Origin of the sequence: Candidatus Accumulibacter phosphatis, from assembly GCF_000024165.1 — a bacterium.
In the GTDB taxonomy this organism is placed as follows: domain Bacteria; phylum Pseudomonadota; class Gammaproteobacteria; order Burkholderiales; family Rhodocyclaceae; genus Accumulibacter; species Accumulibacter phosphatis.
The window spans coordinates 4301149-4313777 of record NC_013194.1; the positions used below are offsets into that span (position 1 = coordinate 4301149).

General features: G+C 63.6%; 11 protein-coding genes and 1 pseudogene. 10 read left to right on the forward strand and 2 right to left on the reverse strand.

The features are described 5' to 3' along the window. Nucleotides 1–21: 21 nt before the first annotated feature. The 10 genes and pseudogenes from CAP2UW1_RS18645 (at nucleotide 22) to CAP2UW1_RS18690 (ending at nucleotide 10507) form a co-directional block, all read left to right on the forward strand. The gene (locus tag CAP2UW1_RS18645; protein WP_015768175.1) at nucleotides 22–1542 is read left to right on the forward strand and encodes a fumarate hydratase; all 1521 of its coding nucleotides are present in this window, start codon (nucleotides 22–24) and stop codon (nucleotides 1540–1542) included. 64 nt (nucleotides 1543–1606) lie between these two features. Further along, complete coding sequence (locus tag CAP2UW1_RS18650) at nucleotides 1607–1951, forward strand: RidA family protein (protein WP_015768176.1); 345 nt, start codon at nucleotides 1607–1609, stop codon at nucleotides 1949–1951. Nucleotides 1952–1967: 16 nt separating this feature from the next. Continuing rightward, a complete protein-coding gene (gene murI, locus CAP2UW1_RS18655) occupies nucleotides 1968–2753 on the forward strand; it encodes a glutamate racemase (protein WP_015768177.1) in 786 nt (261 codons plus the stop codon). Beyond that, nucleotides 2750–4069 (forward strand): TIGR03862 family flavoprotein, encoded by a 1320-nt coding sequence (locus CAP2UW1_RS18660; protein ID WP_015768178.1) that lies wholly within the window; start codon nucleotides 2750–2752, stop codon nucleotides 4067–4069. Before murI ends, CAP2UW1_RS18660 begins: the two co-directional genes overlap by 4 nt. Continuing rightward, entirely contained in the window at nucleotides 4057–5079 is a 1023-nt protein-coding gene (locus CAP2UW1_RS18665; RefSeq protein ID WP_015768179.1) for an AI-2E family transporter, read from the forward strand. Before CAP2UW1_RS18660 ends, CAP2UW1_RS18665 begins: the two co-directional genes overlap by 13 nt. A 208-nt stretch (nucleotides 5080–5287) precedes the next feature. After that, complete coding sequence (locus CAP2UW1_RS18670) at nucleotides 5288–6910, forward strand: peptide chain release factor 3 (protein ID WP_015768180.1); 1623 nt, start codon at nucleotides 5288–5290, stop codon at nucleotides 6908–6910. 51 nt (nucleotides 6911–6961) lie between these two features. After that, a pseudogene (locus tag CAP2UW1_RS18675) lies at nucleotides 6962–7114 on the forward strand (DUF480 domain-containing protein); the annotation flags it as partial. A gap of 191 nt (nucleotides 7115–7305) precedes the next feature. Beyond that, nucleotides 7306–8832: an IS21 family transposase gene (istA, locus tag CAP2UW1_RS18680; protein ID WP_012806915.1), complete on the forward strand. Its 1527-nt coding sequence runs from the start codon at nucleotides 7306–7308 to the stop codon at nucleotides 8830–8832. 55 nt (nucleotides 8833–8887) lie between these two features. Continuing rightward, nucleotides 8888–9691, forward strand: coding sequence for an IS21-like element helper ATPase IstB (istB, locus tag CAP2UW1_RS18685; RefSeq protein WP_012806914.1), 804 nt, complete (start codon nucleotides 8888–8890; stop codon nucleotides 9689–9691). Nucleotides 9692–10018: 327 nt separating this feature from the next. After that, entirely contained in the window at nucleotides 10019–10507 is a 489-nt protein-coding gene (locus CAP2UW1_RS18690) for a DUF480 domain-containing protein (RefSeq protein WP_015768182.1), read from the forward strand. Here the strand turns inward: CAP2UW1_RS18690 and CAP2UW1_RS18695 are convergent, their stop codons facing one another. Next, a complete protein-coding gene (locus CAP2UW1_RS18695; protein ID WP_015768183.1) occupies nucleotides 10508–11068 on the reverse strand; it encodes an NUDIX domain-containing protein in 561 nt (186 codons plus the stop codon). Nucleotides 11069–11130: 62 nt separating this feature from the next. Next, a complete protein-coding gene (gene nuoN / locus CAP2UW1_RS18700; protein WP_041568713.1) occupies nucleotides 11131–12603 on the reverse strand; it encodes an NADH-quinone oxidoreductase subunit NuoN in 1473 nt (490 codons plus the stop codon). Nucleotides 12604–12629: the final 26 nt, after the last annotated feature.

Here is a 12629-nt window from a genome sequence, read left to right on the forward strand (position 1 = left end):
ACCCACCAAAGAGAGCCTGAAATGACCACTATCAAGCAGGAAGACTTCATTCAGAGCGTCGCCGACGCGTTCCAGTACATCAGCTACTATCACCCGCTCGACTACATCAAGGCGCTTGGCGCGGCCTACGAGCGGGAGCAAAGCCCGGCAGCGCGCGACGCGATCGCCCAGATTCTCACCAACAGCCGCATGTGCGCGGAAGGTCACCGCCCCATCTGCCAGGATACGGGCATCGCCGTGATCTTCCTCAAGGTCGGCATGGACGTGCACTGGGACGCCGCGCTGTCGGTGCAGGAAATGTGCAACGAGGGCGTTCGTCGGGCCTACAACAATCCCGACAACAAGTTGCGCGCGTCGGTACTTCTCGACCCGGCCGGCGCGCGCAAGAACTCGCGCGACAACACGCCGGCGGTCGTCCACTACGAGATCGTTCCCGGCCACCACGTCGAAGTCATCTGCGCGGCCAAGGGCGGGGGCTCGGAGAACAAGTCGAAGTTTTACGCGCTCAACCCCTCCGACTCGATCGTCGACTGGGTGCTGAAGACGGTGCCGACGATGGGAGCGGGCTGGTGTCCGCCGGGCATCCTCGGCATCGGCATTGGCGGCACGCCGGAGAAGGCGATGCTGCTGGCCAAGGAATCATTGATGGCGCCGGTCGACATCCACGAACTCATCGCCCGTGGCGCGGCCAACCGCGTTGAGGAACTGCGCCTCGAGCTCTACGAGAAGGTCAACGCGCTGGGCATCGGTGCCCAGGGCCTCGGTGGTCTGACTACCGTACTCGACGTCAAGATCCTCGACTACCCGACGCATGCCGCGAGCCTGCCAGTGGCGATGATCCCGAACTGTGCCGCAACTCGCCACGCACACTTCCATCTCGACGGTTCCGGGCCAGCCGTCCTGACCCCACCCGATCTTGCCGAGTGGCCCAGGGTCAACTGGGCACCCGACACAGAGACCTCGACGCGGGTGAATCTCGACGCGCTGACACCCGCCGAAGTCGCTGCCTGGAAGCCCGGCCAGACGTTGCTGCTCAACGGCAGGATGCTGACCGGCCGCGATGCAGCCCACCAGCGCATCCAGGAAATGCTCGCCAGAGGCGAGAAACTGCCCGTCGATTTCACCAACCGCGTCATCTACTACGTCGGGCCGGTTGACCCCGTTCGCGACGAAGCGGTCGGCCCGGCAGGTCCGACGACGGCCACACGCATGGACAAGTTCACCGAAATGATGCTTGCCCAGACCGGACTGATCTCGATGGTCGGCAAAGCGGAACGCGGCCCGACCGCGATCGAGGCGATACGCAAGCACCGGTCGGCCTACCTGATGGCCGTCGGCGGTGCCGCTTATCTGGTGGCCAAGGCGATCAAGACCGCAAAGGTGGTCGGTTTTGCGGATCTCGGCATGGAAGCGATCTACGAGTTCGACGTCAAGGACATGCCGGTCACGGTTGCGGTGGATTCGGCCGGCACGTCGGTGCACAACACCGGACCCAAGGAATGGCAGGCCAGGATCGGCAAGATCCCGGTCGCTGTAGCCTGAATACCCCTACCTAACGGACAGCAAGCCGGCCGTATGCCGGCTTCGCCTTTCCTGGAGAAAGCCCATGGCGATAGAGCGGCACGGCACGACACAACGGTATTCCGACATTTGTGCGTATGGCAACACGATCTATCTCGTCGAGACGCCGCAAACGCTTGACGCCAATGTCGCCACGCAGACACGCGAAGTCCTCGCCGGAGTCGAGAAGCTCCTCGAGCAGGCCGGCAGCGACAAGACGCGGCTGCTCATGGTAACGATTTACCTGCGCGATATCGACGATGCCATCGCCGTGAACGCCGTCTGGGACCGTTGGGTTCCGCGTGGCACCGCTCCGGCCCGGATTTGCGTCGAAGCGAAGCTGGCCCATCACGACTTCTTGCTGGAAGTCGCGGTGATTGCCGCCCGCTAGCGCTGTACGCTAGCGGATGATCGGTGTTTTCGACAGCGGACTCGGCGGGCTCTCGGTGTTGGCGGCCATCGCCCGCGCGCTACCGCGAGCCGACCTGGTGTACCTCGCCGATACCGCCCACGTTCCCTATGGCGACAAGGACGATGCGTTCATCCGCAGCCGCGTCCTGCGTATCGGCCGTCACCTGGTCGACCAGGGTTGCGGCGTCATTGTCGTCGCCTGCAACACTGCGACCGCCGCCGCCGTCGCTGCGTTTCGTGAAAGCTTCCCCATGCTGCCCGTGGTCGGCGTCGAACCCGGCGTCAAACCGGCCGCGGCCGCGTCACGCAGCGGCCGGATCGCCGTGCTCGCCACGGCCTCGACGGCGCGCAGCCAACGCCTGGCGCAGCTTATCCGGCAACATGCCGGATCGGTACGGGTCGACGTGGAGCCCTGCCCGGGGTGGGCCACGCGAGTGGAGAGCCTGCGCCTCGAGGATCCCGATTTTGTCGAGGAAGCGCGCCAGCATCTCGCCCCGCTGCTCGCCGCCGGCGTCGACCAGATCGTCCTCGGCTGTACCCACTATGCCTTCCTTTGCCCGACGCTCGAACCGATCGTCGCCCAGAGGGCGTCGCTGGTCGATGTCGCCGACGCGGTCGCCCGCCAGTGCGTCCGGCTTGCCGGAGCATCGGCTCGGGGTCGGGGCCAGCTGAGGCTACTCGCCACCGCGCAACCGGAGCGACTGGATGCCGCCCTCCCGGCCCTCGGGCTGACCTGGCTACGCAATCGCCTGAGTGATCCGACGCGCTTGGTGGTCGCTTGAGCGTTGACTGCACGACGTCGGCACAACGGGTCGCGGTCATTGGTGGCGGACCGGCCGGCCTGATGGCAGCCGAGACCATCAGCCGCCACGGGGTCGGCGTTGATCTCTACGATGCCATGCCCTCAGTCGGCCGCAAGTTTCTGATGGCCGGCAAGGGCGGCCTCAACATTACGCACTCGGAGCCAGACGCCGCCTTCTGCAGCCGCTATGGCGGCCGCGAGGACCGCCTCAAACCTTTGCTCGCCGCCTTCGGGCCCACTGCCGTACGCGACTGGATGTGCGGCCTTGGGGTCGACAGCTTCGTCGGCAGTTCCGGACGCGTCTTCCCTGCCGGCATGAAGGCGGCACCGCTGCTGCGTGCCTGGCAGCAGCGCCTGCGCACAAACGGCGTGCGGTTTCACGTTCGCCACCGCTGGCACGGCTGGACGCGCAGCACCGGCGAACGCACTGCTTTGTTCTTCCTCACTCCGAACGGCGAACGGCGCTGCCAGGCGAACGCGGTGGTATTGGCGGTCGGTGGTGGAAGTTGGGCCAGACTCGGCTCGGACGGACGCTGGTGCGCCTTCCTCGCCGAGGCCGGAGTAGCGCTCGCCCCGCTGCGTCCGGCAAACTGCGGTTTCGATGTTGGCTGGAGTCAGCACCTTCGCGAACGCTTTGCCGGTCAGCCGGTCAAGCCGGTGGTGCTCTCTTTCCTCGACCGGACCGGGGCTCGGCACCAGCGGCTTGGCGAGTTCGTGCTCACCGCAACCGGCGTGGAAGGCAGCGGCATCTACGCTCTCTCGGCGCTTTTGCGCGACGAGATCGAAGCGCGTGGGTCGGCGACGCTGCACCTCGATCTGCTGCCTGGCTACGACCAGGAGCGGGTCATCAGGGAACTGGCGCGTCCGCGTGGCGCGCGCTCGCTGGCGAGCCATCTGCAAAGCCGCCTGCGGCTCAAGGGCGTCAAGCTCGGACTACTGCATGAATGCCTTTCGGCAGAGACTATGGTCGATCCTCAGCGCCTGGGGGCGGCCATCAAGTGCCTGCCGCTGCGCCTTCTCGCCCCGCGGCCGCTCGACGAGGCGATCAGCAGTGCCGGTGGCGTATGCTTCGAGGCACTCGACGAGCGGCTGATGCTCAGCAGTCTTCCCGGCATCTTTTGCGCCGGCGAAATGCTCGACTGGGAGGCACCCACCGGCGGCTACCTGCTCACCGCGTGTCTGGCCAGCGGCCGCGCCGCCGGTCAAGGCGTGCTGGCCTGGTTGGGGACCACGGGTCAAGAGCTCACCTCGGGCTCCCGCTTGACCGATGAGCCGCCGCCAGGATGGCTCGCCTGAACGCGCTCCGGCCGGCCGGCCCACAAGACTACGCCGCCTGGATCCTGGCCGTGGCAGCGATGGTCACGGTGATCAGCATTCACCTGCTGCCGGCCCTGATTGCGGGACTGCTGGTCTATGAACTGGTCCATGTTCTGGCACCACTGTTTTCGCGCCATCTCTCGAACGCCCGCGCCAGGGGTCTGGCCGTCGGCCTGGTGGTGCTGGTCGTGGTCGGTGCCGTGACGGGGGCCGTGCTCGGGGTCTTGGCTTTCATGGGCAGCGAGGGCGGTAGTTTCGCCGCCCTGCTGGCCAAGATGGCTGAGATCATCGAGACCTCACGCTCGACCTTGCCCGCTTGGTTGGCCGATTTGCTGCCACGGGACGTTGAGGCACTACGCGAGCGCGCCAGCCACTGGCTGCGCGAGCATGCCGCCGAACTGCAACTGATTGGCAAGGAGACGGGGCACATGCTCGCCCACGTGCTGATCGGCATGGTCATCGGCGGCATGGTGTCGCTGCGCGAAGGTGCTGCCTCCGGCACGAGTGGGCCGCTGGCACTGGCTCTCGCCGAACGAATCTTTCGTCTGGGTGAGGCGTTTCGGCGCGTGGTCTTCGCGCAAGTGCGCATCTCGGCACTGAACACCTTGTTTACCGCGCTCTATCTGGGTGTATTGCTGCCCCTGTTCGGCGTCCATCTGCCGCTCACCAAGACCATGATCGTCGTCACTTTCCTGGCTGGACTACTGCCAGTGGTCGGCAACCTGATCTCCAACAGCGTCATCTTCGTCGTCAGTCTGGCGCATTCGCCGGGGGTCGCAATCTCCTCGCTTGCCTTTCTCGTCGTGATTCACAAACTCGAGTATTTCCTCAACGCGCGTATTGTCGGCGCCCAGATCAGGGCGAGCGCCTGGGAACTGCTGACCGCGATGCTGGTCATGGAAGGCTGCTTCGGCCTCGCCGGTCTGGTCGCGGCGCCCATCTGTTACGCGTGGCTGAAGGACGAACTTGCGAGCCGTCACCTTATCTGACAAAGCGCTGCCGCGTCTGAACATTCGCCGACGCGGCCGGCGCGCGGGCGAACCGCGATCACGCGCGACTTTGCTCAATCCGCGCGGCAGGCGCCGCGGTTCCAGCTCGGCCCGAGTCTTGCTATAGTTCGTGCTGCGTACCGCCAGCGGGTCAGCTTGCATCTTCCCGGCCGGCGGCTTTTCTTTTCCTGCCGGCGAAAGTTTCCTGATGAGCACCACCCAGAGCAATCTCCACTTTCCGCCCGAGATTCTGCGTGACATCGCACGGCGGCGAACCTTTGCCATAATTTCCCACCCCGATGCGGGCAAGACGACTCTCACCGAAAAGCTGCTGCTGTTCGGTGGCGCCATCCAGCTCGCCGGCACCGTCAAGGGACGCAAGAGTGCCCGCCACGCCACCTCCGACTGGATGGAAGTGGAAAAGCAGCGCGGCATTTCCGTAACCAGTTCCGTCATGCAGTTCGACTACCAGGAACACACGATCAATCTCCTCGATACCCCGGGCCACGAGGATTTCTCGGAAGATACCTACCGCGTCCTGACCGCTGTCGATGCAGCCGTGATGGTCATCGACGCCGCCAAAGGCGTCGAAGCGCAGACCATCAAGCTGCTCAACGTCTGCCGAATGCGCAACACGCCAATCATTACCTTCGTCAACAAGTTCGACCGGGAGGTGCGCGAGCCCTTCGACCTCCTGGAGGAGATCGAGTCGGTACTCGGCATCGAATGTGCGCCGATTACCTGGCCGATCGGGATGGGGAAGACGTTTCGCGGCGTCTACCACCTGCTGAACGACCGGCTGCTGCACTTCGCTGCCGGCGAGGAGCGGCGCGGTGAGTCGGAGCAACTCCAGGGACTGGACAATCCGTTGCTCGATGCCCAGTTTCCCGGTGAGGTCGGCAAGCTGCGCGAAGACGTCGACCTCATTCAGAGCGCGAGCAGCCCCTTCGATCTGGTCGGCTTTCTTGCCGGTAGCCAATCGCCCGTGTTCTTCGGCTCGGCGATCAATAACTTCGGTGTTCAGGAGATTCTCCAGGCGCTGCTCGACTGGGCTCCACCACCGCAGGAGCGCGACGGCGGTGCCCGCATGGTGCAGCCCGGCGAGGCGACGTTCTCGGGTTTCGTGTTCAAGATCCAGGCCAACATGGATCCCAAGCACCGTGACCGCATCGCCTTCTTCCGCGTCTGTTCGGGACGGTACACGCCGGGGATGAAGGTCAGGCACCTTCGCCTCGATCGCGACATGAAGCTGGCCAACGTGCTGACCTTCATGGCCAACGAGCGCCTGCTGATGGAGGACGCCGTCGCCGGCGACATCATTGGTATCCACAACCACGGCAACCTGCACATCGGCGACACCTTGAGCGAGGGCGAAGACCTGGGTTTCAAGGGCATTCCCTATTTCTCGCCCGAACTCTTCCGCGTGGCCCGGCTGCGCGACCCATTGAAGAGCAAGCAATTGCTGAAGGGGCTCCAGGAACTCGGCGAAGAGGGCGCGATCCAGGTCTTCGAGAACCTTGCCAGCGGCGCGCTGTTGCTCGGCGCCGTCGGCAATCTGCAATTCGAAGTCGTCGCCCAGCGCCTGCAGACCGAGTACAAGGTCGATGCCATCTTCGAGTCGGCCGACATCTACACGGCCCGCTGGCTGACTTTTCCCGACGAGACGACGCGCCGCAACTTCGAGCGTGAGCAACTTTACCGAATGGCGAAGGATGTCGACGGCAATGCCGTCTACCTGGCCAGCACTCGCTACAACCTGGAGGTGACCAGCGAGAAATGGCCCCGTGTCGGCTTTCTCGACTCGCGGGAGCATGGTCAGCGACTCGCCTGAGTGTCGTACTCCGACCCCTGCGCCAAGTAATCCACTGGAGCCCAACTACCGATGGCGGACAACCAAGCGACTCTCAGTTTCCTCGAAGCACGCATCCTCGGCGTACTGATCGAGAAAGAGAAGACGACCCCCGACGCCTATCCGCTGACGCTCAACAGCCTGACTGCCGGGTGCAATCAGAAATCTGCACGTGATCCTGTGTTAGTTCGCGCCGCTATAAGGCCATTTCGGTGGCGGCGTAATGAGGCCACTGGACTCGCGGCGCAATGAGGCCAGAGCAATCGCGGCACAATAAGGCCACGTAGAAGGCAAGTAGAGGCGGTTTTGGACTTCCGATTGTGTAACCTCTGGCAATTTTGCCGGGGGCAGGCGCAATGGCTAACAGGAAGTTCGAAATGTACGAAATACGACAAATGATTCAACGCCTGCGACTGGGCGAAAGCAATCGGGCGGTCGCCCGAGCACAGGGGGTCGGGCGCGACACCGTCGCACGTGTGCGAGACATCGCCGCCGCGCAGAACTGGCTGGAGGCGACGAGCCCGCTGCCGGACGACGCGACGATGGCGCGTTACTACCAGACGGCGGGCGGCGGGGCGGTCAAGAACGCGAGCCACCTGTCCACTGTGGAGCCCTTTCGCGAGAACGTTCTCGAGTGGCACCGTCAGGGCATTGCCGTGAGCAGCATCCGCCAGGCGCTGGCCCGCCGGTACGGCTACGGCGGCAGCGTGCATGCCGTCTATCGCTTCCTGCGTAGCGAAGCGGCCCCCGCCCCGGTGGCGACCGTGATGCTCGACTTTGCCGTCGGCGAACAAGCGCAGGTCGACTTCGGTTCGGGACCGCTGATCACCGACCGCCATTCCGGCGAGGTGTTCAAGACCTGGTTCTTCGTCATGACCTTGTCGTGGAGTCGGCACCAGTACGCCGAAGTGGTGCGCAACCAGAGCGTCGAGACCTGGCTGGCCTGCCACCGGCACGCCTTCGAGTGGTTCAACGGCGTCCCGCGCAAGGTACGGATAGACAACCCGAAGTGCGCGATCACGCGCGCCTGCTACTACGAGCCGACGGTGCAGCGCGCCTACGCCGAACTCGCGCTCGGCTATGCCTTTGTAATCGACCCCTGTCCGGTCGCGGACCCGGCCAAGAAAGGCCGCGTGGAGTCGGGAGTCAAATATGTCAAGGGCAACTTCATGCCGCTGCGCGAGTTTCATAGCCTGGCGCACGCGAATGCGCAATTAGAGGCGTGGATTCAGGGCGAGGCAGGCAATCGCCTCCACGGCAGTACGCGTGAGCGGCCGCTCATGCGCTTCAACGAAACCGAGCAAGCGCTGCTGCAGCCGCTGCCCGCCGTCGCGCCAACGTGCCCAACCTGGGCTAAGGCCAAGCTGCACGGCAACGGCCACGTCCAGCATGCGTATTGCCACTACTCAGCGCCGTTTCGCCTGATCCACCAGACGCTGTGGTTGGAAATCACGCCGGATGTCGTACGCCTCTATCACGAGCACGAGCTGGTGGCGATCCATCCGCGCCTGTTCAAAGCGGGTACGCGGTCGACCGTCGCGGATCATCTGCCACCCGACGCCCAGGCTTACTTCATGCGCGATCCGCAGTGGTGCTTGACCCAGGCCACGGCGGTCGGGCCGGCTTGTCGGGCGGTCGTCGAGAGCTTGTTCGCGAAGCGTGTGCTCGATCAGCTGCGCGCCGTCCAGGGCTTGCTGCGCTTGGCCGATCAGTTCGGTCGCAACCGACTCGACGCGGCGTGTAGCCGCGCGCTGAACTTTGGTACGCCGAGCTATCGCACGATCAAGCAGATCCTCCAGACCGGACTCGACCAGCAGCCGGAGTTGATCGACGCGCCGACGCTGGAAGCGCCCTATCTGAGTGGCGGCCACTTCCGCCGCCAACCCTCCGATCTGTTGCATTGAGCCGCCGCACGGCGCGCCGCTCCTTGCTCATCCCTTATCTATCTGGAATCCTCTCATGAATCCCATGCTCCCACTTGAACCCCTGCTCAAGCAACTGCGCCTGTCCGGCATCCTCGACTCGCTCGAGGCGAGAAACCGTCAGGCGATCGAGGCCAAGCTGGCCTACACCGACTTCCTGGCGTTGCTGGTCGAGGACGAAGTCGCCCGTCGTGATCAGCGTCAGTTTGCCCAGCGCCTGCGCAAGGCGCAGGTGGTCGGCGACAAGACTCTGGAACGTTTCGATTGCAGCCACAGTCCGTCGGTCAATCACGCCTTGATTGCCGAGCTGGCAACCTGCCGATTCGTCCTCGAACAGGCGCCGGTTCTGATCGCCGGTCCGACCGGTACGGGCAAGTCTCACCTGGTCCAGTCGCTCTGCCATTGCGCACTGCGCGCCGGCCATGAGGTCCTGTTCATTTCGCACGCCAAGCTACTGGCTCAGCTGCACGCGGCGCGGGCGACCGATTCCTTTGAGCGCAAGCTGCGTCAACTGGCCCGCGTCGATGTGCTGGCAATTGATGACTTCGGGCTGCGTCCTATGCGCTCGCCGCAGGATGAGGATTTCCACGATCTGATTGATGCCCGTTATGAGCGCACGACCACCTTGCTGACCAGCAATTTGCACTTCGACGAGTGGGGCGCGGCGTTTCCCAACAAGTTGATGGGGGCGGCGACGCTCGACCGTTTGCGCGACCGTGCTTATCAGATCATTCTCGACGGCGAGACCCGGCGCAAACCGCGGCCCCTGCCGGAAGTCCGCTCGCCCGTCCAGGCCACGGCGGGCAGGGACGCTTCCAAGCCTCCCCCGGCCGCACGTTAGACCCTCAGCGGCGAGCAAACCCTGGGGCGCTGCCCCAGACCCCGCACTCGCCGTGAGGCAGCCGCCGGGGATGAAAAAACATCCCCGACAACTGCCGTCAGCGTCTGCGACCTCCAGGGTGTCAAGGGGCTTTCGCGGCATAAACGCCAAACAGCCGGCATTTATTCCACGGTCCCCTGGACACCCTTCCGGTCGCCACTTGCCACGTTGCAAAAAGACTGAAAACGGCGTAAAACCGACCCGTCCGAAACCGCTAAAACAGCCACTTCTGCTGGCCACATTACGCCGCGATTCGCTGGCCTTAATGTGCCGCAAATTGACAATCCTGTGACGAGCGTTATTGACAGCGAAGTGCAAGCGGCGCTCGAGGATCTGCGCGGCCGCATTCTGGTGCTCGAAACCTACGGTGCTTCCGGGCGCGTCCTGCGTTACGCGCAGAACTTCGGCCGGGTGTACGGGGTGCCGGCAGCGAGTGTCGCCTTGCTGGCAGTCCTGGTACTGCGTGGCCCGCAGACCATCAGCGAGCTACGCGCCAACAGCGAGCGACTGTACCGCTTTGATGATGCGTCCTCGGTCGAGGCGTATCTGGAGGAACTGGCAACCCGCAGCAGCGGCCCTCTGGTGACCCGACTGCCAAGGCAGGCAGGGGCGCGTGAGCAGCGCTGGGCGCACCTGCTGTGCGGCGCAGCCGCCCTGCCGACCGAAGCAGTGCGGCGCCAAACCGTTCAGGAAGACACCGGCCTCGAAGAACGCGTCGCCCGTCTGGAACTCGAGGTCGCTGAGCTTCGGGCAGCGATCGGACTTGCCAGCCGCTGATCACCAGCCCGTGCGGACTACCTTCTCGGCCCAGAACAGGCCGGTAACGGTCTTCGCGTCCGTTATGGCGCCGCTCCTGACCGCCGCCAGCGCTTCATCCAACGAGAGGCTCAACAGGTCGAGGAACTCGCCCTGGTCGGGATGCGGGGCGGACTCCCGATGCAGGGCGCGAGCGAGGAAGATCTCGATCCGCTCGTCCGAGTAGCCGACACAGGGGTGCATCGTTCCGAGATGGCGCCACTCAGCCGCTTGGTGTCCAGTTTCTTCCCGCAGTTCCCGGGCGGCGGTGTCGAGGATTTCCTCACCCGGATCGATCTTGCCGGCGGGCAGTTCGATGAAGGAACGGTGCAAGGGATAGCGATGCTGGCGCACAAAGAGCAGATGGCCATCGTCGAGCACGGCGATGACCACAGCCGCTCCCTGATGTTTCACGTATTCGCGCAGGCGTTCCTCACCATCCGGCAAGCGCACCCGATCACAGCGAACGTCAAGCAGCGTGCCGCGAAAAACCTGGGTACTCTCGAGCGACTCCTCGCGAAGGTGATCGTTAGCGTCGTCCATCGGGAACTCCAAAGAAGAAACGCCCCGACTGGCGGGGCGCGTCCTGATCAATCGGGGGGTGGTCAGAGGGAACGCAGCAGTGCGAAAGCACACAGCGACATCAGCGCCTGCGGGAAGATACCAAGCAGCGCCACGGCCAGGCCGTTCGCCGAGAGCAGAATCTTCATGTCCAATGGCGCTTCGAGCGGCGTGCTGCACGCCGGCTGATCGAAGTACATGAGCTTGACCACGCGCAGGTAGTAGAAACAACCGATCAACGAGAAGAATACGGCGACGATGGCCAGCCACAGATAACCGGCTGCAACAACTGCCTGCAGTACCGAGAACTTGGCAAAAAAGCCGACGAAGAACGGTACGCCGGCCATCGAGAACATCATCATCATCATCATCGCGGCGAACCAGGGGCTACGCTTGTTGAGTCCCTTGAGGTCATCAAGCTCATCTGACTCCAGCCCACCCCGCGCCAGCAGCAGGATCATCCCGAAGGTGCCCGCGCTGGTCAGGACATAAGTGATGACATAGAACATCGACGAGCTGTAGGAATTGAGCGCGAAACGAGCATCCCCGCCGACGACTCCGGTAACCAGGCCGAGAAGCATGAAGCCCATGTGCGAGATCGCCGAATAAGCGAGCATACGCTTCAGGTTGGTCTGGGCGATCGCCGCGATGTTGCCGATCGCCATCGACAACACCGCAAGCAGGATCAGCATCGACTGCCAATCCTGCGCGAGCACGATCAGACCGTTGATCAGCATACGGACGACGATTGCGAAAGCGGCCAGCTTGGGTGCCGTGGCAATGAACAGGGTGACGGCGGTCGGTGCACCATGATAGACATCCGGTATCCACATATGAAATGGAACCACACCCAGCTTGAAAGCGATACCCGACACCAGGAACACCAAACCGAAAACAAGGATGGTCCGGTCTGCCTGACCGGCATACAGACGCTCGGCGACACCCGTGATCTCGAGCGTACCGGTCGCGCCGTAGATCATCGACATGCCGTACAGGAGAAGGCCGGAGGCCAGCGCACCAAGGACGAAATACTTCATCGCCGCTTCGGTCGCCGGCACCGAATCACGATTCATCGCCACCATGGCATAGAGTGACAGTGACAGCAGTTCCAGACCCAGGTAGACGGTCAGGAAGTGATTCGCCGAAATCATCACCATCATCCCGAGCGTGGCGAAAAGCGCCAGGGTGTAGTACTCGCCCCGGGCCATCTGTTCGCGTTCGAGGATGTAGCCGCGCGAATAGAACAACACCACGATCACCGTCAGGTACAGCAGCAACTTCAGCAAGTCGCTCAGCAGGTCGCCAACGTACATGTTGCTGAAGGTATAGCCGATGTCGCCGGAAGTCGTTGCAAAGGTGACCACGGCGGCGCCGACCAGGGTCAACTGCGTCGCGACGAAGGTCAAGGTCCGCTTCTTGTCCTTGACGAAGAGATCGAGGATCAGGATCAGGCAAGCCATCACCAGCATGAAGATCTCCGCACTCGCGAGGCGGAGATCAGGCGTCTGGAACTGCATGTCGGCAAGAGTCATAGCGGCTACCA